The organism is Glutamicibacter sp. AOP38-B1-38 (assembly GCF_052377485.1).
Classification (GTDB): Bacteria; Actinomycetota; Actinomycetes; order Actinomycetales; family Micrococcaceae; genus Glutamicibacter.
On the sequence record NZ_JBQSWU010000030.1, the window covers coordinates 1 to 21,735 of the forward strand.

At 59.8% G+C, this 21,735-nt stretch carries 20 protein-coding genes; 5 read left to right on the forward strand and 15 right to left on the reverse strand.

Annotated features, from left to right (window positions below):
- The first annotated feature begins 336 nt into the window (after positions 1-336).
- The gene (gene hutH / locus ACT3TP_RS15580; RefSeq protein ID WP_444620955.1) at positions 337-1,881 is read left to right on the forward strand and encodes a histidine ammonia-lyase; all 1,545 of its coding nucleotides are present in this window, start codon (positions 337-339) and stop codon (positions 1,879-1,881) included.
- A gap of 72 nt (positions 1,882-1,953) precedes the next feature.
- The gene (panD, locus tag ACT3TP_RS15585; RefSeq protein ID WP_096283085.1) at positions 1,954-2,376 is read left to right on the forward strand and encodes an aspartate 1-decarboxylase; all 423 of its coding nucleotides are present in this window, start codon (positions 1,954-1,956) and stop codon (positions 2,374-2,376) included.
- On the opposite strand, the gene ACT3TP_RS15590 is transcribed toward panD, so the two are convergent.
- Both ACT3TP_RS15590 and ACT3TP_RS15595 read right to left on the reverse strand, forming a co-directional pair.
- Entirely contained in the window at positions 2,377-4,842 is a 2,466-nt protein-coding gene (locus tag ACT3TP_RS15590; RefSeq protein ID WP_444620957.1) for an ABC transporter, read from the reverse strand.
- Between the two features lie 100 nt (positions 4,843-4,942).
- Positions 4,943-5,311 carry a hypothetical protein gene (locus ACT3TP_RS15595; RefSeq protein ID WP_096283086.1) on the reverse strand — a complete coding sequence of 123 codons (369 nt, stop codon included), beginning with the start codon at positions 5,309-5,311 and terminating at the stop codon, positions 4,943-4,945.
- Positions 5,312-5,476: 165 nt separating this feature from the next.
- Between ACT3TP_RS15595 and ACT3TP_RS15600 the strand changes: the two genes are divergently transcribed.
- Complete coding sequence (locus ACT3TP_RS15600) at positions 5,477-5,974, forward strand: DUF6328 family protein (protein ID WP_096283087.1); 498 nt, start codon at positions 5,477-5,479, stop codon at positions 5,972-5,974.
- Here the strand turns inward: ACT3TP_RS15600 and ACT3TP_RS15605 are convergent.
- The 8 genes from ACT3TP_RS15605 to ACT3TP_RS15640 form a co-directional block, all read right to left on the reverse strand.
- Complete coding sequence (locus tag ACT3TP_RS15605) at positions 5,971-6,780, reverse strand: oxygenase MpaB family protein (RefSeq protein ID WP_105552930.1); 810 nt, start codon at positions 6,778-6,780, stop codon at positions 5,971-5,973. The genes ACT3TP_RS15600 and ACT3TP_RS15605 overlap by 4 nt on opposite strands.
- 101 nt (positions 6,781-6,881) lie before the next feature.
- Positions 6,882-7,073 (reverse strand): hypothetical protein, encoded by a 192-nt coding sequence (locus tag ACT3TP_RS15610; protein WP_096283089.1) that lies wholly within the window; start codon positions 7,071-7,073, stop codon positions 6,882-6,884.
- A 290-nt stretch (positions 7,074-7,363) separates the two neighbouring features.
- On the reverse strand, positions 7,364-7,747 hold the full coding sequence (rbsD, locus tag ACT3TP_RS15615; RefSeq protein ID WP_444615688.1) for a D-ribose pyranase: 384 nt from the start codon (positions 7,745-7,747) through the stop codon (positions 7,364-7,366).
- Positions 7,748-7,779: 32 nt separating this feature from the next.
- Complete coding sequence (locus ACT3TP_RS15620; RefSeq protein WP_444615689.1) at positions 7,780-8,703, reverse strand: ribokinase; 924 nt, start codon at positions 8,701-8,703, stop codon at positions 7,780-7,782.
- Between the two features lie 64 nt (positions 8,704-8,767).
- Positions 8,768-9,706, reverse strand: coding sequence for a substrate-binding domain-containing protein (locus ACT3TP_RS15625; protein ID WP_444620958.1), 939 nt, complete (start codon positions 9,704-9,706; stop codon positions 8,768-8,770).
- 47 nt (positions 9,707-9,753) lie between these two features.
- A complete protein-coding gene (locus ACT3TP_RS15630) occupies positions 9,754-10,722 on the reverse strand; it encodes an ABC transporter permease (protein WP_096283093.1) in 969 nt (322 codons plus the stop codon).
- Complete coding sequence (locus tag ACT3TP_RS15635; protein WP_096283094.1) at positions 10,722-12,236, reverse strand: sugar ABC transporter ATP-binding protein; 1,515 nt, start codon at positions 12,234-12,236, stop codon at positions 10,722-10,724. Before ACT3TP_RS15635 ends, ACT3TP_RS15630 begins: the two co-directional genes overlap by 1 nt.
- Positions 12,233-13,312: a LacI family DNA-binding transcriptional regulator gene (locus ACT3TP_RS15640; protein ID WP_443466087.1), complete on the reverse strand. Its 1,080-nt coding sequence runs from the start codon at positions 13,310-13,312 to the stop codon at positions 12,233-12,235. Before ACT3TP_RS15640 ends, ACT3TP_RS15635 begins: the two co-directional genes overlap by 4 nt.
- A 227-nt stretch (positions 13,313-13,539) precedes the next feature.
- Here ACT3TP_RS15640 and ACT3TP_RS15645 point away from each other — a divergent pair, with 227 nt between their 5' ends.
- Positions 13,540-14,226 (forward strand): metal-dependent transcriptional regulator, encoded by a 687-nt coding sequence (locus ACT3TP_RS15645; RefSeq protein WP_096283205.1) that lies wholly within the window; start codon positions 13,540-13,542, stop codon positions 14,224-14,226.
- A 191-nt stretch (positions 14,227-14,417) separates the two neighbouring features.
- Here ACT3TP_RS15645 and ACT3TP_RS15650 read toward each other — a convergent pair whose 3' ends face one another.
- The 5 genes from ACT3TP_RS15650 to ACT3TP_RS15670 form a co-directional block, all read right to left on the reverse strand.
- On the reverse strand, positions 14,418-15,290 hold the full coding sequence (locus ACT3TP_RS15650) for a metal ABC transporter permease (protein WP_096283096.1): 873 nt from the start codon (positions 15,288-15,290) through the stop codon (positions 14,418-14,420).
- Positions 15,287-16,027 carry a metal ABC transporter ATP-binding protein gene (locus tag ACT3TP_RS15655; protein ID WP_444620960.1) on the reverse strand — a complete coding sequence of 247 codons (741 nt, stop codon included), beginning with the start codon at positions 16,025-16,027 and terminating at the stop codon, positions 15,287-15,289. The genes ACT3TP_RS15650 and ACT3TP_RS15655 overlap by 4 nt, the downstream gene beginning before the upstream one ends.
- The gene (locus tag ACT3TP_RS15660) at positions 16,024-16,977 is read right to left on the reverse strand and encodes a metal ABC transporter substrate-binding protein (protein WP_444620961.1); all 954 of its coding nucleotides are present in this window, start codon (positions 16,975-16,977) and stop codon (positions 16,024-16,026) included. The genes ACT3TP_RS15655 and ACT3TP_RS15660 overlap by 4 nt, the downstream gene beginning before the upstream one ends.
- A 119-nt stretch (positions 16,978-17,096) precedes the next feature.
- Positions 17,097-18,077, reverse strand: coding sequence for a formimidoylglutamase (gene hutG, locus ACT3TP_RS15665; protein WP_096283098.1), 981 nt, complete (start codon positions 18,075-18,077; stop codon positions 17,097-17,099).
- A 264-nt stretch (positions 18,078-18,341) separates the two neighbouring features.
- Positions 18,342-20,339: an SH3 domain-containing protein gene (locus ACT3TP_RS15670; protein WP_176484052.1), complete on the reverse strand. Its 1,998-nt coding sequence runs from the start codon at positions 20,337-20,339 to the stop codon at positions 18,342-18,344.
- 440 nt (positions 20,340-20,779) lie between these two features.
- Between ACT3TP_RS15670 and ACT3TP_RS15675 the strand changes: the two genes are divergently transcribed.
- A complete protein-coding gene (locus ACT3TP_RS15675; RefSeq protein WP_444620962.1) occupies positions 20,780-21,637 on the forward strand; it encodes an SDR family oxidoreductase in 858 nt (285 codons plus the stop codon).
- Positions 21,638-21,735 lie beyond the last annotated feature (98 nt).

Genomic DNA, 21,735 nt, shown 5'->3' on the forward strand with positions numbered 1-21,735 from the left:
CTCGTTAACCGGTTTGTTAACAAAGCCATGTCACGTCTTTGTGCTTTGGTCTCCAGAGCTTACGTCAACTTCAACATAGTTTTGGTATTCATGAAGTCAATTCGCGAAATTCTCGTAACTATCACTCACGCTTTCTGCCACAGAATGAAATATGCGGAATTAGGGAATTGATTTGCGACAACGAGGTGAACATTTTTGAAATTTATAAATCTAGAATCCGCTTCGCCACTATGTCCGAGATACCAGACAGATGAGCACCAGAATACGAGAATCTGAGAGGTATCTGGCGAAGAATAGACGGCAGAGACAACTTCACGAACAAACGGAAGAGCTTCAATGAATTCCAACCAACCCTCGGTAACGCTTCGCCTATCGAACGCCACCGCACAGGATGTATTGCGCGTGGCTCGTCAGGATATCCACGTTGATATTTCAGCTGAAGTCAGCGAGAAATTGGCCGAGGTTCGCGCACATATCGATGCGTTGGCTGCATCCGAAACTCCGGTATACGGGATCTCCACGGGCTTTGGCGCACTGGCCACCCGGCACATCGCTCCGGAAGACCGCGCCAAGCTGCAGCGCTCGCTGATTCGCTCGCACGCTGCTGGCATGGGTGCACCGGTGGAACGTGAAGTGGTTCGTGCCTTGATGTTCTTACGCGCCAAAACCCTGGCGAGCGGCCACACCGGTGTGCGCCCGATAGTTCTAGAGACGATGGTGGCGCTGCTTAATGCCGGGATCACACCGCTGGTGCGCGAATACGGTTCGCTGGGTTGCTCCGGTGACCTCGCACCGCTGTCGCACTGTGCGCTGGTGTTGATGGGTGAAGGTGAGGCCACCGATAAGCATGGAATGATCCGTCCGGTTCCCGAACTCCTTGCAGAAGCGGGCATTGCGCCTTTGGAGCTTGCAGAAAAGGAAGGTCTTGCGCTGGTCAACGGCACCGACGGAATGTTGGGCATGTTGCTGATGGCATTGGCCGATCTGGAAGATTTGGCTGACATTGCCGATCTCAGCGCTGCGATGAGCGTCGAGGCCCAGTTCGGCACCGATCAGGTGTACCGCCCCGAACTCCATGAACCATTGCGGCCGCACCCCGGCCAAGCAGTGAGCGCCGCCAACATGTTCGCCGCGCTGGACGGCTCCGAGCTGGTCGCCTCGCACCGCGAGGGCGATGGCCGGGTGCAGGACGCCTATTCGTTGCGCTGCTCTCCGCAAGTCACCGGGGCCGTTCGCGACACCATCACCCACGCCCGCATGGTCGCCACCCGCGAATTGGCCGCCGCCATCGACAATCCGGTGGTGCTGTCAACCGGTGAGGTTTCTTCCAACGGAAACTTCCACGGTGCCCCGGTTGCCTACGTATTGGATTTCCTGGCAATCGCCGTGGCCGATCTAGGGTCCATCGCCGAACGCCGCACCGACCGAATGCTTGATCCGGCACGTTCGCGGGACTTGCCAGCATTCCTCGCCGATGATCCCGGAGTTGATTCGGGCATGATGATCGCGCAGTACACGCAGGCAGGACTGGTTGCCGAGAATAAGCGATTGGCTGTGCCGGCGAGCGTTGATTCGATTCCGTCTTCCGCCATGCAGGAAGACCACGTGTCTTTGGGTTGGCACGCGGCCCGCAAGCTGCGCACCGCGGTAGACAATCTACGCCGAGTGCTGAGCATCGAATTAGTGGTTGCCGCGCGGGCCCTGGACCTGCGCCAGCCGCTGACCCCGGCACCGGTCACCGGAGCCGTGCACGACGTTTTGCGCACCAAAGTTGCCGGCCCCGGCGAGGATCGGTTCCTCTCCGCAGAGCTCGAAGCGGCCTACGGATTGGTAGCCGACGGAACGGTACTTGAGGCCTTGCATCGCGCACAGGGACGATAGCCCACAGGAAGTTTGCCGTGCCGGGTAGTAAACTGGCACGGCAAACCTTCTTTTAGATTGGGAACTCGTTCCATGCAACGCACCATGTTTAAGTCCAAAATCCATCGGGCGACCGTCACCCAGGCCGACCTGCACTACGTCGGCTCGATCACCATCGATTCCGAACTGCTTGCGGCCTCGGATATCCTGCCGGGCGAACTAGTCAGCATCGTGGATGTCACCAATGGGGCACGTCTGGAAACCTACACCATTGCCGGCGAGCCAGGCAGCGGCGTGATCGGCATCAACGGTGCCGCCGCCCACCTAGTTCATCCGGGAGACCTGGTGATCATCATCAGCTACGCGCAGATGCAGGACGCCGAGGCCCGCGCCTACGTGCCAAGCGTGGTCCACGTGGATGGTCAAAACAAGATGATTCATCTCGGTGATGACCCAGCCGAAGCAATTGCCGATGGCGTGCAGAGTCCGCCGTACGCGCAGCTTCGCGGCAACTAATTAACTGTCGTCTCCGGCCAGCCGAAGTGCGAGGAATTGCGCGGTCCGGCTGGCCTGGTTCTGCGCCACCTGGTGCGGTGTTCCCGCGGCGATAATTCGTCCGCCTCCGTCCCCTCCGGCTGGCCCCAAATCGATCACCCAATCGCTGGCTGCGACGACATCCATATGGTGTTCCACCACGATCACGGTATGTCCTTGGTCCACCAGCTGGTGCAGTTGCGCCACCAACAGCTGCACGTCGGCAGGGTGCAACCCGGTGGTCGGCTCGTCCAGCAGATACAGGGTATGACCACGGCGCTGGCGTTGCAGTTCGGTGGCCAGCTTGATCCGCTGGGCCTCACCACCAGACATTTCGGTGGCCGGCTGTCCCAATGACAGGTAGCCCAACCCGACCTCCCGCAAAGTCGCCAGCGCACGGGCCGCGGCCGGAGTTCCGGCCAGGAATTCCTCTGCCTGAGCAACGCTCAGCTCCAACACCTGCGCAATGTTCTTCCCTTGGTATTCGACCTCCAAGGTCTGTTCGTTGTACCGGGTTCCCTGGCACTGCGGACATGGTCCATAGGTGCCGGGAAGGAAGAGCAACTCGATCTCCAAGAAGCCCTCGCCCAGACAGTTCTCGCAGCGGCCGCCGGCGACGTTGAAGGAAAACCGGCCTGCCCCGTAACTGCGTTCACGCGCCAGTGGCTGGTCGGCGAAGGTCTTGCGGACTGCGTCGAACAGGCCGGTATACGTGGCCACGTTGGAACGCGGGGTACGTCCGATGGGTTTCTGATCCATCAGCACCACCCGATTGATCTGACCCGCCCCGGTCACTTCCTTGATGACAGCCTGCACCGGTGCATCTTCGGGTTCATCTTGGGCTGGTACGGCCGGACCGCCCGCGCCTTGGGCCAGCGCCCCGGAGACCAGACTGGATTTTCCCGAACCTGATACACCGGTCACCGCGCAGAAAACACCCAAGGGGAATTTCGCGTCGACATCCACCAGGTTGTGCAGGTTCACCCCGCGCAGTTCCAGCCAGTCGGTGGCGTTGCGCAGGTTGCGCGCCGGTGCCGGAGAAGCGTCCAAGAACCGGCGAGTCACCGACTCTTCGACCTGAGCCAGGCCGGCGACCTCCCCGCTATAAAGCACCTGGCCACCACCGCTGCCCGCCCCGGGTCCCACATCAACGATCCATTCGGCGCGGGTGACCACGTCCATATTGTGTTCCACCACGAACACCGAGTTGCCCTCGTCTTTCAAGGCGGAAAGCACCTCGATCAGGGGTTGCACATCGGCCGGATGCAGCCCCGCCGAGGGTTCGTCCAGCACATAGATGACGCCGAATAATCCGGCACGCAGCTGCGTGGCAATGCGTAGCCGCTGCATCTCCCCCGGTGAAAGGGTTGGAGTACTGCGGTCTAGGCTCAGGTACCCCAGCCCGAGTTCTAGGAGCACTTCGATTCTGGCGAGCAGGTCGATGCTGATCATGCTCACCACATCGGCTTGGGCCTCGCCACCGGCCACGGTCGCGAAGGGGCGCAAGAGCTCAGCCAAGGATTGCAACGAGCGCGCGTTGAATTCGGCAATGTCCAGCTCGGCGAACTTCACCCGAAGCGAGTCGCGGCGGAACCCCGTCCCGGAGCACTCGGCGCAGGGTTGCGAATGCATGAAGGCCAACGCCTTGGCGCGTAAATTCTCGCTCTTGGAGGTCGCCACGGTATGGCGCACATAGCGTTCGGCGCTCCAGAACCGTCCCTTATATGGTTTTGCTACACGATCTCTTTCGGGGGTCACCTCGACCACCGGTTGCTCCTCGGTGAAGAGCAGCCAGTCACGCGTTTCCTTCGGCAAGCTGCCGAAGGAAACGTCAATGTCGTGGCCGAGGTGGGTGGTGATATCGCGCAGGTTTTTACCCTGCCAGGCTCCCGGCCAGGCGGCAATCGCGCCGTCCCGGATGCTCAGCGATGGTTCGGGAACCAGCGACTGCTCGCTGACCGAGTGCACCGTGCCCACTCCATGGCATTGTTGGCATGCGCCGACAGCGGTATTCGTGGAGAAGGCATCCGAATCGAGCCGGGCCGCTCCTTGCGGGTAATCCCCGGCACGTGAGTAGAGCATCCGCACCGAGTTGGACAACGTGGTCAGCGTCCCGACGCTGGACCGGGAGCTGGCGGTCCCCCGACGCTGCTGCAAGGCGACCGCCGGCGGCAGACCAGAGATGAATTCAACCTTCGGGGCATGGCCTTGGGCGATCAATCGGCGCGCATAGGGCGCTACAGATTCGAGGAAGCGCCGCTGGGATTCGGCGAAAATTGTGCCAAAGGCCAAGGAAGACTTTCCTGAGCCGGAGACCCCGGTGAAAGCCACAATCGCGTCGCGCGGTATCCGCACTTCCACGTTATCCAAGTTATTCTCGTTTGCGCCGCGCACATGGATGTATCCGTCATGGTTTGCCGCCGCCTGGCTCGGTGCAATACTCTTCATCTTCCCCACAGTATGCGCCGCGAGCCTCACCGCCCAATTTCCACGCCGTGCGATTGGCTCTTGTGAACGCTAGTTACCCGAACCTGTCCGGTCGCTCTGGCTAGTCATCGCCACGGCACTCTGCCGCCGGGCAGCCTTGCCAGGTTTTCGAGAAGTATCCGACGATATCGATCCCTTCGGCGAACGGATATTCCTCAGCTACGGTGCCGTGGATAAATTGTGTCGCTTCGTTCAAGGCGAGGTGGAAGAAACGACAAACCGCTTCAAAGTTCCATACCTCCATGGTGAGTTCAACCAGTTGGGGGTGCGTCATCGCCTCACGTGTATCCAGCCCGAGCTCTTCGGCGAATCCGTACACAATGTCGGCGCTGAGTTCATGCGCCGCGCCGCAATCGCACCACGAGAGTCCTTTGTCAGGCATGGTCCAGATATCTGGCTGAATGCGTGCTTCGTTCTCGAGTTTCATCATGACCTCCCTTATAGTTTTCCTACTGGGATACTCAAATTACCCATGAAGGCCGACAGTTTGGAAAGTCTGCAACCCGACGTCTTGTCTAGTTTCAAGAAAATTGGCGTAGCCTCAGCTGGCGAACCTGTTCCGCTGGCGGTCGCCTTCTGATCGAGGAGAGCTGTGATGAATAAGCGTTCCCATCCAGATACCAGCGATGGTGCCCCGCATCGCCAATGGAACGAATTGCTCCAGGAAATGCGCGTGATGCAGACAGGTCTGCAGATTCTGGCAGCTTTTTTGGTGGTCCTGCCTTTCCAGGCGAGATTTGAAGTGCTCACCCACAAGGATGAAATTGTTTACGTCGTCTTGCTGGTCGCTGCGACCCTGCTGATCCTGCTACTGATTACCCCCGTGGCCGTTCACCGCTTTTTCTTTGGCCAGCGGCTGAAGGAAAAAACGGTAAACCTTGGCCATATCGTGCTAAAAATCGTGGGTATCGGGGTGGGATTGCTTGTCTCTGGCTGCGTCTGGTTCGTGTTGCAGGTATTCTTCGGCTGGGAAACCGGTGCTTGGATCGGTGGCTCGTTGATCCTGGTGACGTTGTTCTTGCTGCTTGCCTTGCCACGCATCCTGTTTCCAGGCAGACTCCAAGATGTTGGCCAAGCAAAGACCGGCGGCTAGCCCATCCGGTCCACATGACGTAGCATCCATCGCATTGGCGCGTGCCTGATAAATTTGGGCAATATCCGCGTGGCCAACCGCACGAAGGAGATGGCTCGCGCGTTGCGTTTGGCGGCCTTCGCGGAAAGCTCGTAGCCGAATTGTTCGCGCACCGTGGGTGGAAGCTGGGCGATGGTCACATCGCGCATCAAGGGCAGTCCAATGCGGATCCACCACGGGGCGTTGCTACCCAAAAAGAGTTCATCGGCCAGGCGACGAGTCTGTGGAGTGACGCTCAGCGTGTTGAGGGTTCGGTCGAAATACTCATCAAATTCGCCAAGGCTGTCCGGCCAGAAGTGAGCCGGCATTTGCAGAGCATCACCCAGAGCGGCGTACTGCCGGTACAGGTTCTCGTTGTCGCTGGATTCAGCCATGGGGAGGATTTCGGCGGCGATAACCCGTGCCGAGTCATAGAGGGTTGCGGCAACCCACATCTGCAATTTTGGGTCCATCGCCGAGTAGGCCGGAGTTTCCCGATCGGGGTTTCGCGTACCGTGTACCGGTTGATGCGCGGTGTTCACGTAGTCGATGATGGTTCTTTGCTGTTCTGGGGTCCCGTTGCTCAGCGCGTAAATATAGCCAAGGGTATGGATCAACCGGCCGAGCGGATTCGAAGCAAAATCAGAATGCTTGGCGATGGCCAAGCCAATCTGCGGGTGGGCGAGTTGCAGCAGGATCGCCCGTCCGGCGCCGAGCAAGAGCCCGGCTTCGGGCGCAATAAGGGAAAAAACCTCACCGTGTCGTCCTGCCATCTTGCGTTGCCTCATGAGGCCAATTCTAGGGACCAGCTTGTGAAACAACTATCTGGGCTTCCCCCGCGTAGCCGGCAAACATGAGGAAGCCCTGTCAGAATCTGGGAACAGAAGCATCAAGCTTCTTTCGTGGCCACGTACTTCAGCAGCTTCACGATGGTAAGCCCAGCCAAGAATATTATTCCCGCCCAAATTACCAAGCCTGCTTGCAACTGGCTAGGTTCATGGAATAGTGCTGGCACGGTCAGGATCACAGTTGCCGCGCCGATCGCCATAGCAGCAAATGCTGCATAAAAAGCTATCTTCATTGGCTATCCTCCATAAAAGATCGGCATGACGCTAACACCATGCTCATTCCGGTGCGCTTGCGAGTGAAGCGCTGTGCGCGATGCTAATCCAAGCTCCCGTCAACAGCAGCTCGTCTCGACTAACCCACCAGAAGAGAACCAAGCACATATCCCCTTACTGAGCTACCGGGTGCACGCGAATTAGGTATGAAGTGGACTGCCGGTCAATTCATGTTCCAATGCATTTCTTTGCTTGGCAGACAGCAATGCCGGTGCCGGCAAGCTGCTGACACCGGCTGGAATCAGGTCGGTCAGAAGGCTACGCCGCAGTGCAGAATCACGTTGGCGAACGGGGTCGCTTCCCCGGTGCGCACAATGATCTTGGCCTGGGGCAATGCGGATTTCAGCTCCTCGTGGGAGATGAACCCCGGTTCAAGCCCCCGCGACACGCATAGTTCCTGGACCACCCCGCCCTCGGCATCTGCAGCCAAGGTGCTTTGCTCAATCACCATGTTGCGGGTCAGCACCTGAAGCACCTGCTCGAAGCTGAGCAGACCCGGAGTCAGCGCCAGATCGATGACCACCGGACCTTCTGGAATCGGCAGGCCGCAATCGGCGATCACCACGGTGTCGGTGTGCCCGCACTTGGCCAGTGCGCCAAGCAGCGGGGCGTTGAGGATTTCGGATTTCAGCACGAAGGCTTCCTTAGGTCTTGCTCGAAATGGTCTTAGAGGTTCTCTAGAGAACGCGGGTAGGATGCCTGGGCACCGTGCGCCTGCACGGTCAGGGCTGCGAACTTGCCCGCAAATTCTGCGGCTTGAGCCAAGCTATCGCCGTTGGCCAAACGGGCGGCCAGCGCACCGGTGAAGGCGTCGCCGGCACCGGTGGTGTCCACGGCCTTGACCTTGACCGCTGGCAGCGCGCGAACTTGGACTCCGCCGTTTTCTATTGTGACCCGGTCGGCGACCAGGCAACCGTTGGCACCGAGCGTGATGACCACGCTGGCGATGCCCTCATCAACCAGCATTCCGGCGAGGCGCTCATATTTGCTGTCGAAACGGCGGGCAGGGTGCGGGTTCAGCTGCTGCAGCACGGCTTCGGCCTCATGCTCGTTGACCACCAGCGGGTTGGCCTTCAGCAGGTACTCGCGGTCCAGTTCAATCACCGGCGCCAGGTTGAGCACAACCCGGTCGGTGGCCGAATCCATGGCTGCCTTGATGCCGGAGGCAGGGATCTCGCCCTGCAGCACCAGGATCCCGTGCAGCTCGCCGGCCGCGCTGACCGCGTCCGCGGTCACCGTCGAGTTGGCTCCGGAAACCACCGCGATGGAATTCTCCGCGGCCGCATCCACCTGGATGATGGCCACGCCGGTGGGCTCGCTGGCACGGGCCACGCGATCCAGCTTCACCCCGGCCTCTTCGAGCTGCCCCAGAGCGATGCCGGCGTGCGAGTCGTTGCCAACGGCGCCGATGAATTCGGTGGCGGCGCCGGCCAGCGCAGCGGCCAGCGCCTGGTTGGCCCCCTTGCCGCCGGGCGAGAGCTGGTAGGAATCGGCCAACACGGTCTCGCCGGGGCCGGGCAGGCGGTTCATCAGTGCGGTGATGTCCACGTTGCTGGATCCAACGATGGTGACCTGTACGTTGTCCTTCATGATTTTTCCTTAGCTTGTTGCAGCCGCATGGGCTCTCGGCCGGCGAATGGGGTGCTGCCTGGAATTACTTGGTGATGTATTCGGCGACGTTTTCGGTGTCAACGGTGTCCACCGCGACCTGGACGCTTTCCTCGACGGTTTCATTCTTCATGGCCTTGGCCAGGATCTGCACCGACTGCTTGCCCAGCTCGGCTGGGTTCTGCGCGATGGTGGCCACGAGGGTGCCTGCCTCGACTGCCTTGAAGCCGTCCTCGGTGCCGTCGAAGCCGACCACCTTGACGTCCTTGCCGGCCTTGTTGCCCAGCGCCTGGATGGCGCCGAGTGCCATTTCGTCATTCATGGCCAGCACGCCGTCGGCGTCCGGGTTGGACTGCATCAGGTTGGTGACCACGTCCAGTGCCTCGGCACGGTCGAAGTTGGCGGTCTGGCTGGAAACGACCTCGATGCCTGCGAATTCCTCCAGACCCTTGGTGAAGCCCTCGCCGCGCTCGTTGGTGGCCGAGGCCCCCGGCACGCCTTCGAGGATGATGATCTTGCCCTTGCCATCCAGGGACTCCGCCAGTGCCTTGGCTGCCTGCTCGCCGCCGGCCACGTTGTCCGAGGCGACGAAGGATGCGACCTCGGTCTCTCCCACCGAGCGGTCAACGGCGACGATCGGAAGCTCGGCCGCGACTACCGGAGCCAGGCCGGCTTCCGCGGTTTCGGTGTCCACCGCGTTGATGATGACCCCGGCGCTGCCGTCGGTGGCGGCGGTGGCCAGCTGGTTCGCCTGGCTGGCCGAGTCGTTCTGCGCGTCGACCACCGACAGCTCGATGCCCTGCGCCTTGGCCTCGGCTTCTGCGCCGTCACGCAGATCTACGAAGAATGGGTTGTTCAGGGTCGAGACGGCCAGGGTCGCGTTGCCGCCCTCGGTTGCCGCTTCGCCGCGGCCACAGGCGCTGGCGCCGAGTACGAGGGCCAGGCCCAGGGTCAGGGCGGTGGTCTTGCGCACGATGTGCTTCATCGGGTTCTCCTTTGAACTAAATGTTGGGTGGTTGATCAATAAAAGTCTTAGTGGCGCACGTTCTTGCGGCGCAGCACGTCGAAGCCCACGGCGATCGCGATGACCAGGCCGATGACGACCTGCTGCCAGAAGGCGGAGACCGAGAGCAGGTTCAGGCCGTTGCGGATGACCGCCAGGACCAGTGCACCGATGAGCGTTCCGGAAATACGACCCACGCCGCCGGAAAGCGACGCGCCGCCGATGACCACCGCCGCAATGGCGTCCAGCTCGTATCCGCTGGCCAAGGTCGGCTGCGCCGAGTCCAGCCGGCCTGCCAGAATCATGCCGGACAGTGCGGCGAAGATACCGGAAATGACAAACACGGTCACCAGGACGCGCTTGACCGGGATGCCCGAGAGACGTGCGGCTTCGGTGTTGCCGCCCACGGCGAAGGCGTTCTTGCCGATGATGGTGCGGTTCAGCACGAACGCTGCGATGAGCCCGGAGACAATCAGAATCAGGATGGGCACCGGCATGAAGCCCAGGTCCCCGCCCAGCCAGGACACCGAATCGCCGGTAGCGATGGGGCGACCGTCGGAGATGACCAGGGTCAGCCCGCGCACAATGGTGAGCATTGCTAGCGAGGCGATGAAGGTCGGTAGTTTGCCGTAGGCGCTCATGGCACCGGTGACCCAGCCGCACAACCCGCCGATGGCCAGGCCAACCACGATCGATAGTCCGTCGGGCAGCCCGGCGGTGGTCACCCAGTAGGAGGAGGTCATGGCGGAGATCGCTGCGATGGAACCGACGGACAGGTCGATACCGGCGGCGACGATCACAAAGGTCATGCCGAAGGCCATCACCGCGATGGTGGAAACCTGGATGCCGATATTCATCAGGTTCGGCCCGGTCAAAAAGCGCGGGGTCGCGATGAACATGGCAAGGCAAAGAACAACCAGGCCGACTAGGGCACCGTTGTTTGCAAGGAATGCCTTGAAGTCAAAGCCCTTCTTGGGTGTGGTGGCTACGCTGCTCATTACTTCTTTCCCATTTCATCTTCGCGGTGCACATTGCTCACGGCAAGGGCCATGATGCTGTCTTGAGTTGCTTCATTGGTGGCTAATTCTCCGGCGATCCGGCCCTGGCTCATCACCAGGACGCGGTCGGACATACCCAGCACTTCGGGCAGTTCGCTGGAGGCCATCAGTACGCAGCCTCCGGAGGCGGTGATCTCATTGATCAATTCGTAGATTTCAACCTTGGCCCCGACATCGACGCCGCGGGTTGGTTCATCGAGCAAGAGCACCTTGGCCCCGGCGGAGAACCAGCGGCCAAAGACCGCCTTTTGCTGGTTGCCTCCGGAGAGCGAACGAATCGGCTGGTCGATATTCCCCATGCGGATCCGCAGGCGGGCGGCGACCTTCTCGGCGCGTTCACGCTGCCCCTTGCGGTCCACCAGTCCGGCTTTGGCGGTGGATGCCATGGTGGCGTAGCCAATGTTCTCGGCAACCGAGGCGTCCAGGACCAGTCCCTGCGTTTTGCGGTCTTCAGGCACATGGCCTAAGCCTGCACGGGTGGCCGCGGCAACGTCATTGCGCGGCAGTTTTTTGCCGGCAACCTTTACGGTGCCCGAGGTGTATTTATCCGCTCCAGCGATCGCGCGGATCAGTTCGGTGCGTCCAGCACCCATCAATCCGGCCAGCGCCACGACCTCGCCGGGACGAACCGACAGCGAAATATTCTGCAGTGCTCCGACGCTGAGATTTTCCACGCTCAGCAGGTTCTGCTCGCCGGGAATGGCAGCTTGGCGCGGGAATTGCGCGTCGATGTCACGGCCCACCATCAGGCGCACCAATTCGTTCTCGGCGGTGTCTGCCGGGACGGTGGCAATGAACTTTCCATCACGCAGCACGTTGACGAAGTCGCCAATGGCGGCAATCTCATCGAGGTGGTGGCTGATGAAGACCATGCCCACGCCCTTGGTCTTGAGCTGGTTGACGACCTCGAAGAGACCTGCAATCTCGGCGTTGGTCAAGGCCGCAGTTGGTTCATCAAGGATCAGGACCCGGGCGTCCAAGGATAGTGCCTTGGCGATCTCCACCAGCTGTTGCTCGGCTAGCCCTAAATCGCCTACCGGGGTGTTGACGTCGAGGTTCAGACCCAGCTGGTCCAGCGCTTCGCGGGCAATGCGCCGCATCTCGCGGCGGTTGATAATGCCAAAGCGACGCGGCACCCGACCCAGGGTGATGTTTTCCGCGATGGTCATCGAGGGCACCAGGTTTAGTTCCTGGTGGATGGTGGCGATGCCCAGGGCTTCGGAAGCCTTGGTATCCGGGATCTGCACTTCCTTGCCGTCCATCAAGATGCGTCCGGAATCGGCGCTGTGCACTCCGGCGATCATCTTGATCAAGGTGGATTTGCCTGCACCATTTTCGCCGAGCAGCACCGACACCTTGCCGGCGTGGACCTCGACGGTAACCTCATCGATTACCTGGACTGGGCCGAACGACTTGCAGACCCGGTCAAGGACCAGTAGAGCGTCGTTGCTCATGGGCGCACCTTTCCTTCCATCACTTGTGTTGCCTTGGCTGGCGCCACCGAGGGGCGCAGCGTAAATTTGCTAATCAGTTCTTCGGGTTCCGGTTTCTGGCCGGCCATCACTTCGCGCAGGGCCTGAACTGCCATTTTTCCCATCTGGCTCAGGTCATGGCCGATAGTGGCAATCGGCGGATCGTGGATGAGCATCGCATCGACCTCGTCGAAGGTAATCACCGACAGGTCGGCGCCGACCCTGACACCCAGTTCGCGCCAGACGCGCAGCGCTCCGATGGACATCGGAGCATCCGCAATGATCACGGCACTGGGTTTAGCGGGGTTTTCCAGCAGCCATTGAGCTGCCAGCGCGCCGGAGGCTGGCTGGAAGTCACCGACAAAGTGCAATGCTTCATCCCCAACCAGCCCGTTGTTCGCCAATGCGGTTTCGAACGCGCTGTAGCGTTCAAGGGCGGTGGAGGCGTGCTTGGGTCCGCCGACAAAGGCAATGTTCTGGTGGCCCAGGGATTTCAGTGTTGCTACCGCTTCATCCAGCGCTTGGGCGCTGTTGGCGGTGATGGCTGGAACCTGGACACCAGGCAGTGCCCGGTCAACGAAGATGGTGGGAATGCCGCTGGAAAGCACCCGATTCATCATTTCGCTGGGCTGGTTTGATTCTTCATTCAGTCCCTGCGGCACGATGACCAGCCCGTCCACACGGCGTGAAAGCATGGTGGCCAGGAAATCATCTTGTTGTGCGGCATCTTCATTGGCATTGCCAATGAAGGTCATCAGCCCGGCGGTGCGCGCATGCTGTTCCACCGCATGTGCCAGGTCTGAGAAGTAGGGGTTGCGCAAGTCAGAGATCAGCAACGCGATGGAATCTGTTTTGGTGGAGCGCAGTGAGCGGGCCTGCGCGTTGGGCATGAAGCCCAGTTCTTTCGCGGCGCTTTCAACCTTGGTCCGGGAAGCTGGCGAGGTCGCCGGGTGACCTGAAAGGACGCGCGAAGCGGTGGCAACAGATACTCCTGCTGCGCTGGCAACGTCCTTGATGGTGACGGCGTTCATGGCCGATAAGCTCCCTTGCTTACTCATGTAATCGATTCCATGGAATCGATTACACAGTCTTCCCTAACAAGTTTTGCAAGTCAAGACGGTACGGATGGACAAAATTGGAGGCCGCGGACGAATCCTGGAAAAGACCACAATGACTTTCGATTTTTTAGCCAAACACGGCGCGGTCACCAAATAACTCAGATTTATTCCTGGCCACGAGTTGTGCTCGACGGCGCGCACAGCGCAGTTTGTCTATGATGGGTGATGTGTCGGTAACTCAACTTTCAGATAGCGCGCAGAACTACCTCAAGATCATTTTCAGTCTCAACGAATGGTCCACTGAGGCGGTGACTCCTACGGTGATCGCGGAGAAGGCGGGGGTTAAGCTTTCCACCGTCTCCGGAGCCATGTCGAAGCTGCGCCAGCAGGGCCTGCTAGACCACGCCCCCTACGGCGCGGTCACCTTGACCGATTTGGGGCGCGAGTACGCGGTCACCATGGTGCGCCGGCACCGGCTGATCGAAACCTTCCTGGTCCAAATGCTCGGCTACCGCTGGGACCAGGTGCATGAGGAAGCCGAACAGCTTGAGCATGCGGTCTCCGACTTCATGATCCAACGCATCGACGAGTTGCTCGGGCATCCGAGCCGCGACCCGCACGGGGATCCCATCCCCACCGCAGAAGGCACCATTACAATTCCCGCCGCCATCCTGCTCGCCGAGGCACAGCCGGGCCAGAAGGTCACCGTGGAACGGATCTCCGATTCGGATTCGGAATTGCTGCAGTACTTTTCGGAAAATGGAATTATTGTCGGGGCCGAACTCACCGTGACCACCGGCGCCCCGTTTTCCGACACCGTAGAAATAGCGGTGCATGGCGACGAGGCGGTAATCCGCCTCGGGGCCCGAGCCACCGAAGCGGTCTGGGTTTCGCTGCTGGACTCCGTGCGCTAAGACGGGGACACTGAGCGTACTTCCCAAGGGTGCACCGGCGTGTGGGCTACGAACTCACGGCTCGGTCAATAAAGCCGATGAGACCTTCCATCTTGTGAATCCACAGCGTTTTTGCAAGCTCGCCTTGGCTTGGCCGCGGCGGTGTCCTCGGCAAATAAGGCGCGCCGAAACGCGGTCAATAGCTCACATCATCAGGCTTGCTGCAGGTTCTTGCGTCGGCGCGCCACCGCAAATCGATGCGCAATCAATCCTTGGCGCGGGCTGAACAGATAGATCAGGACAAAGATCGCACCCTGCGAAAGCACCACCATGCCGCCGGTGGAAGCATCCAGGTAGTAGCTGATATACACCCCGATGATCCCGGCCAGCGCTGCCAGCGCCGGGGCGATCACCAGCATCTTGCCGAAGCTATTTGTCAGCAGGTAAGCGCTCGCCCCGGGGATGATCAGCATCGCCACGACCAGGATGACTCCCACGGCCTGCAAGGCCACCACCGAGGTCATAGCCAGCAGTCCCAAGAGCACCGCCCCGATCAATTTCGGATTCATCCCCAGTGCGTGGGCATGGGTCGAGTCAAAAGCGTATAGCGTGAAGTCTTTGCGCTTGAGGATCAGGATCAGGAACGTCACCGCTCCCAGGATGATCACTTGCCACAGGTCCGCTGCGGAAACTCCGAGCAGATTTCCAAAGATAATGTGGTTCAAATCCAGGTGGCTCGGGGTGACCGAGATCAGCACCAGCCCAAAGGAAAAGAGCGTAGTGAACACGATCCCAATGGCCGCATCTTCCTTCAGTCTGGAGGTGTCACGCACCGCCCCGATCAGCGCAACGGCCAAGAATCCAAAGACCAATGCCCCCAAGGCAAAAGGCGCACCGACGATATAGGCAAGCACTACCCCGGGCAATACCGCATGGGATACCGCGTCCCCCATCAGCGACCAACCGATCAGCACCAGCCAGCAGGAAAGCACCGCGCACAGAATCGCCGCGATCACGGTGACGGCGAGCGCACGCACCATGAAGGTATAGCCCAGCGGCTCGGCTAGTAATTCGATCAGATTCACGCGCTGTCGCCTCGATTCATAGGATCCAGGCCAAAGGCCATGGCAAGATTTTCCGGTTGCAGAACCACCTGCGGAGCTCCGTGCATCAGGACCTTGCGCATCAAGAGGATTGCCTGGTCCGCCAAGGTCGGATGCGCGTGCAGGTCATGGGTGGAGACCAGCACGCTTCCACCGAGGTCTGCGACCTCGCGCAGCAGCTTGGTAATTGTTGCTTCGCTTCGCTTGTCCACCCCGGCGAAGGGTTCATCGAGCAGCATGATGCTTGCTTCTTGGGCGATGCAGCGTGCCACGAAGGCGCGCTTCTTCTGGCCCCCGGAGAGCTGGCCGATCTGCCGTGACGCCTGCGCGGTGAGTTCTACGCGTTCCAGCGCTGCTTCCACGGCTGCATGGTCAGCTTTCCTAGGTGTTCTGGTGATCCCCATGCGCCCGTAGCGTCCGGTCAACACTACCTCGCGCACCGAAATCGGGAAGTCCCAGTCCACTGCCTCGTTTTGCGGAACGTAGCCGATTGCCCCTGACTTGCGTGCCTGCAGTGGATTGAGCCCGTTGACCAGGACCGTGCCGGTATCGGGTTTGACCAGCCCCATGATGGTTTTGAAGAGCGTGGATTTTCCCGAGCCGTTCATGCCGACCAGTCCGCAGACCGATCCGCGCTCCAATTGGATCGAGGCCTTGTCCAGGGCAAGGACCGGGCCATAGTGGACCGTCGCTTGCGCAACATCGATAGCGAGCGTCATGGCAGTTCTCCTCGGAGGGCGCGGGTAATGGTTTGAGCGTCGTGGGTGATCAGATCCAGATAGGTTGGCACCGGACCGTCGGGTCCGGACAGCGAATCGACGTAGAGTGTTCCGCCGAAGTGCGCATCGGTGGATTCGACGACTCGTTGCATGGCCGCATCTGAAACGGTTGATTCGCAGAAGACCGCAGGAACCTGATGCTCTCGCACGTAGTCAATGGCTGCGGCCACCTTGCGCGGGGTGGCCATGGACTCGGCATTCACCGCCCAGAGGTACTTTTCGCGCAATCCGGCATCCCTGGCCAGATAGCTGAAGGCTCCTTCGCAGGAGACCAGCACGCGCTGGCTTTCGGGCACCTGGGCAAGATCGGCCACCAGCGAGTCCTGAACCGCCTGCAGTTTGCGTTTGTAAATGGTGCCATTGCTCCGGAAGTCATCGGCATGTGCCGGATCCAGCTCGCTGAATGCGTGGACCATCGTATCGACATAGGCCTTGACGTTCAGCGGGCTCATCCACGCGTGCGGATTGGGCTTTCCCTTGCCTGCGCCCCCGGTGATGCTGATGGGCGCCACCCGGTTGCTGACGGTGGCATGGGGTGCGGGGTTATCGTGCACAAACTGTTCGAACCAGGCTTCCAGGTTCATCCCGTTATCTAGGATGAGGTCTGCATGGGAGGCCCTGCGCAAATCGTCCGGGGTGGGTTCATAACCATGGATTTCCGCCCCGCGTTTGGTCACCGATTCCACGCGCAGGTGTTCGCCTGCCACGTTTTGGGCAATATCGGCCAGTACCGTGAAGGTTGTCAGCACCACCGGCCGAGCATCCTGGGGTGACACCGTCTCCGGTTGGCTCGACGCGCTGCAACCACTGAGGATCAAGGTGACTGCGCAGGCCAGCGCCAGAACACGAGAATGCGTTGTTCTGGTCCGTGGACCTTTTGCTGCTTGCACCGTTGCTCACACCATTTCACTTTGACTGCCCGCGAGAAATCCGCTTTTACACAGCATAATGTTTGAGGGGTCAAACATTCAAAGTTGATGTCGCAATCAGCGCGGAATGCGTGCGCCTGCTAAGTGCCGATCAACGTATTGATGAGTCGGGCAGCGGTACGCGCGGTACGCCCGTCGATATCAAAGCTCGGGTTCAGCTCCACCACATCAACAAGTCCAAGTTTTCCGCTGTCCGCAACGTAGCGGCACACCGCGTGAATAACCTCCAAGGGCACCCCGTAGGCTGCCGGCGCACTGACCCCCGGGGCTGTCGCGGCTGGCAGAACATCAAGGTCAATGGTCAGATACAGCTGGTCAACAGAATCCAGGAATCCATCAACAAACTCGATGACCGTTCCCAGATTCCCCGCGCCGCATTGCTCATCTACAAGATATTGGACCCCGAGCCCCTGAGCCTGGTCGAAGAGCACCGGGGTATTACTTGCTTCGCTGATGCCAATGACGGCGTAGTTAAAATCTTGTCCGGCCGCTTGCATATCATTGGCGATATCTTTGAACGGTGTCCCGCTGCTCCGGCGCGGTGCGCTACGCAGGTCAAAATGAGCGTCCAAGTTCAAGATTCCAATGCGCGTGCCGGGTTGTGCGCGAAAATGATCAAAGAGTCCGCTAAACGATCCGTAGGCTGTCTCGTGCCCTCCGCCAAGCACTACCGGCATCGTGCCGGCGTTCAGCAGCGCCGACACCGCCTGGGCCAGTCGAACCTGGCCTGATTCGAGTTCGTCACCGAGCACCACAATGTCACCCGCATCATGCACGGCACGTGGGTGGTGAACCGCCAGCGAACTTAAAGCTGCGCGCAACGCCTGCGGGCCGTTGGCTGCGCCGGTCCGCCCCTGATTTCGAAGTACGCCTGCGTCCGAGGCGAACCCCAGCAGGGATGCCGGCCGGAGGCTGGCGCCGGTCTCTAAAGCTGAAATCTCCCCGGTGTGAACGTGCTGGTGCCAGCGCAGGTGCTCGGCGCCGGTCCCGTCGATGCGACCACCCCAGGGTGCAGCTGGCCGGTCTACCTGTACCTTGGCATGCGACGCATTTTTCTCCATGTCACCAGCAGATCAGATCCAAGACCTGCTCACTAGCACCCGGGGCCAATTCAGTCCGAAATTTCGGACTACCGCTCTTTTGGGCGGGAATTGAATGTCCTTGACTGCCATCGCACCAGCTCCGGGAAGCCAAAGGCGGGCAAGTGCGAGTCCAGAACATCCGTTGTGCACACTGGATAGACTCACCAAAGTAGCCGGTAACCCACTGCACCGCGGATACCCCACGAGGGCAGCCACCCACGTGGCTTAGCCCTCCAGACGAATTCAGTGCCCCAGTGCGCTCAGGTCCAGCCGGCCATCGGACCCGGAATCGCCATAGACCTCAACATGGATATGGTCCATGTGCTTGGTGGTGTCATTCCAATTATTGGTGAACTGCGTCCCGTATTTACCCGAAGCTGAGTATTCGTTCCACCCCGAACCTGGCAACCAAATTTGGTCCTGCCAGATGAGGTAATACACGCCGAGCTGTTCCCGGTTATCGAGCAAGAACTGGGCTATCTGGTCGCCCTGGGCAATACGGTTCTTGTTCTTGTAATCCCGGATCATCAGGTCAACTGCCTTGCCTGCGCTGTGCCCCACCGACCCGCTCCTGATGGTATAGATATTGCTCACGGTGTCACCGAAACGATGGTCGATTGCCTTGAGCACGCGTTGCGCATCGGGATGCAGACTCACTGGCGCTTTAGTAGCCAGGTATTTGGCGCTGACCCACCCGGTGCCTTGAGAAGATTTAATCTGCGACCAGCCATTGCTCATCTTAAGGAAGGTGACCTTCTCGCCCATGGGCACTACGCCTAGGCTTCGGTGCTCAACTCCGCCACCGGCTCGTAGGTTCACGTTCGCCGTAGTCCACCGGAATACCTGCTGCTTGTCGGGAACCGGTGCTTTAGGAGGATTGGACGTCACGTAGGCAGAGCTGACCCATCCGACACCTTGCGCAGTGGTGATTCGAGTCCACCCGTTAGCTGTTCCGTGCGCGGTGACTTGCTGATTTTTGGGAATGACGCCTAAAGACCGGTATGAGGTGGATCCGCCTTCACGCAGATTCACGTTGGTAGTTGCCCAGCGTTTGACGTTATTCAGTGGGGCATAGGTCTTGTCGATCAGCGTAGAACTCGGCACCCAGCCGATAACCTGTCCGGTTTTGATCTTTGACCAAGAGCCGCTGCTGCGATAGAACCCTACTTTGCTGCCGGGGCGAATCGTCCCTAAAGATTTTGCTGTTGACGAGGTGGAGGCCCGGACCGCTACCGAACTAATGGCCCACCGGCTGCCCTTCAACACGTCGGACACGGGTTTGTTCGCCGAGAGATCCTTCGAAGAAATCCAGCCAAGACCCTTCGAGGTTTTGACGCGGGACCAGCCATTTGAGGTGCCGTACAAAGTCACCTTTTCGCGGGCAAGCACCGTTGCCTTTTTTGCCGTGCTGCTGGAAGCTCCGGTACGCAGGGTTGTATTCTTCACGACCCATCGCGGGGTGGCGGGGATTGCTTTGAACGCTCTGCTTGTCAGATTTGCTGTTGGGACCCACCCGATGCCGCGAGTTGTCCGAACCTTGCTCCACGACCCCTTGGTGAGAACCAGACCGAGTTTTTCTCCGGCCCTTATGGTGCCCAAAGATTTGGTCTTGTTCCAATTTCCCTCACGAAGCACCGTGTCCGCGATGAGCCAGCGTGAGCCGATGATCTTGGTGGTATCCGGCTTTGTACTACTGAGCTTTGCAGCCGAGATCCATCCCTTTGTCCCCGACACCGAGACATGAGCCCAGCTACCGGAAGTGCGGAACCATTCAACTTTGGCGCCAGAGGCGACAGTAGCCAATCTCTTCGAATTGCTCGAGTTCTTCTGGAATAGAGGCTGCTTGGCTTTCGAATACTTGTAGACAGCCGCCGGCATCGCCGAGGATAGCTGATTTGTGGGAACAAATCCGATGCTTCGTCCGACCTTGATGCGCGTCCATGATCCGGAGGAGCCTAGACGTTGAACCTTAGTTTTGCGGATGACCCCGGTCAGCGAGGCAGACGCTGCCGAAGGTTTCTGCCGCAACGACTGGAATGATTTGAGGTAGCGATAGACAACGGTTTTTGGCGTTGCTTGCGTCTGGGCTTTGACTGGTGTCAGTTGCTGAGCCGGGACCCACCCGATTTTGCTTTTGTAGCTGACTTGGTCCCAGCCGGAGCTGCTCCGCGAAACGTTCAGTGTGGTGTTCTTGGGAATTACGAGCACCGACGCTGCCCTGCTTGACGCGGTCTTACGCATCGTCAGGCTTGCCTTAGTCTTTTTGATGATCTTTGCTGTGGCCACCGTACTTGCAAATACGGTGGCCGGCTGTAGCGGTGCAGCCGCTATAGCTGGAGCACCAAGCCCGAGAGTCAAAATAGACGTAAGCCCCAGACCCAGTACACGGTTAACGCCCATATTATTGTTCACTCTCGCGAAAAGATTTTGATGCCATTTCTTGATGGCTCATCAAAGTTTACTGGCATTAAGCCGAAAGATGCAGACGAGGAAACAGGAAAAATGGTCACCGGCGTCAACTCCTGAGAGCACCCCGGCCAACTACCACCGTGCGGCCGCCGTAATCGATGAGTACGCTGAGCTATCTACTGCCCGCGCGCCGGACAGATAGCACCCGATAGGATGGCGGTGTCGTCCATAGCGAACGGTCAATTAGTGGCCGGGTAGGAAAGGATTTGTTCATGAACAACACCACCGGCGCGAGTATCGCAGTTACCGGCGTAACAGGTGTCCTTGGCGGATATATCGCCAACGAACTTGCTGCCCACGGTGTCGCACAGCGGCTGCTGGCCCGTACGCCCGCAAAGGCGCCGCAGTTGCCCCATAGCTCCGTCCACCCTTTCAGCTACGGCGACCAAACCGCCGCTATCGAGGCTCTCACAGGCGTGCAGACGCTCCTCATGGTGTCCGCTTCCGAATCTGCAGATCGTCTGGACCAGCACCGTTCGTTCATCGATGCCGCAGCCAAAGCCGGCGTGCAGCACATCGTCTACACCTCATTCGCCGGTGCCGCACCCGACGCCATTTTTACCCTCGCGCGTGACCACTTCGAAACCGAAGAATACATCAAGGCTTCCGGGATGGCTTGGACGATGCTGCGAGACAGCTTTTACATCGACTTCATGGAAGCCATGGTCGGTGAAGACGGTGTGATCCGCGGTCCCGGCGGCAACGGCCGAGTCGCGATCATTGCACGAGCAGACATTGCGCGGACCGCCTCGGCCGTGCTGCGCGACCCAGGCTCACATATCGGGCAGACCTATGACCTTACCGGTCCGGAGGCACTGAGTTTCGCGGAGATCGCTGCGACCATCGGCCGAGTCCGCGGGCGCGAGATCAGCTTTTACGACGAAAGCATCGAAGAGGCCTATGCCTCGCGCGCCAGCTACGGCACCCCAGAGTGGCAGGTCGATGCCTGGGTAAGTACCTATACCGCGGTAGCCAGCAACACCATGGCACCTATTAGCGAAGCCGTCGAGACCATCACCGGCACCGCTGCGCAGTCACTTGAAACCTATCTCGCTTCGACTCCGCAATAATCCGCCGATTTGTTCATGCCCGTTGCTTCACCACGATGACTTCAACAACGGATTCGGCGTGCAGAAAAAACATGTCAGCATTTGTGCGCTTGGTAAAT

Excerpts from the sequence above, each read along its gene's own strand:
- ACT3TP_RS15620 (WP_444615689.1), bottom strand. The coding sequence starts at position 8,703 with ATGAAGGACAACGTACAGGTCACCATCGTTGGATCCAGCAACGTGGAC.
- ACT3TP_RS15635 (WP_096283094.1), bottom strand. The coding sequence starts at position 12,236 with ATGAGCAACGACGCTCTACTGGTCCTTGACCGGGTCTGCAAGTCGTTC.
- panD (WP_096283085.1), top strand. The coding sequence starts at position 1,954 with ATGCAACGCACCATGTTTAAGTCCAAAATCCATCGGGCGACCGTCACC.
- ACT3TP_RS15610 (WP_096283089.1), bottom strand. The coding sequence starts at position 7,073 with ATGAAGATAGCTTTTTATGCAGCATTTGCTGCTATGGCGATCGGCGCG.
- ACT3TP_RS15640 (WP_443466087.1), bottom strand. The coding sequence starts at position 13,312 with ATGAGTAAGCAAGGGAGCTTATCGGCCATGAACGCCGTCACCATCAAG.
- ACT3TP_RS15600 (WP_096283087.1), top strand. The coding sequence starts at position 5,477 with ATGAATAAGCGTTCCCATCCAGATACCAGCGATGGTGCCCCGCATCGC.
- hutG (WP_096283098.1), bottom strand. The coding sequence starts at position 18,077 with ATGGAGAAAAATGCGTCGCATGCCAAGGTACAGGTAGACCGGCCAGCT.
- ACT3TP_RS15605 (WP_105552930.1), bottom strand. The coding sequence starts at position 6,780 with ATGAGGCAACGCAAGATGGCAGGACGACACGGTGAGGTTTTTTCCCTT.
- hutH (WP_444620955.1), top strand. The coding sequence starts at position 337 with ATGAATTCCAACCAACCCTCGGTAACGCTTCGCCTATCGAACGCCACC.
- ACT3TP_RS15670 (WP_176484052.1), bottom strand. The coding sequence starts at position 20,339 with ATGCGTAAGACCGCGTCAAGCAGGGCAGCGTCGGTGCTCGTAATTCCC.
- ACT3TP_RS15595 (WP_096283086.1), bottom strand. The coding sequence starts at position 5,311 with ATGATGAAACTCGAGAACGAAGCACGCATTCAGCCAGATATCTGGACC.
- ACT3TP_RS15630 (WP_096283093.1), bottom strand. The coding sequence starts at position 10,722 with ATGAGCAGCGTAGCCACCACACCCAAGAAGGGCTTTGACTTCAAGGCA.
- ACT3TP_RS15590 (WP_444620957.1), bottom strand. The coding sequence starts at position 4,842 with ATGAAGAGTATTGCACCGAGCCAGGCGGCGGCAAACCATGACGGATAC.
- ACT3TP_RS15625 (WP_444620958.1), bottom strand. The coding sequence starts at position 9,706 with ATGAAGCACATCGTGCGCAAGACCACCGCCCTGACCCTGGGCCTGGCC.
- ACT3TP_RS15675 (WP_444620962.1), top strand. The coding sequence starts at position 20,780 with ATGAACAACACCACCGGCGCGAGTATCGCAGTTACCGGCGTAACAGGT.
- ACT3TP_RS15655 (WP_444620960.1), bottom strand. The coding sequence starts at position 16,027 with ATGACGCTCGCTATCGATGTTGCGCAAGCGACGGTCCACTATGGCCCG.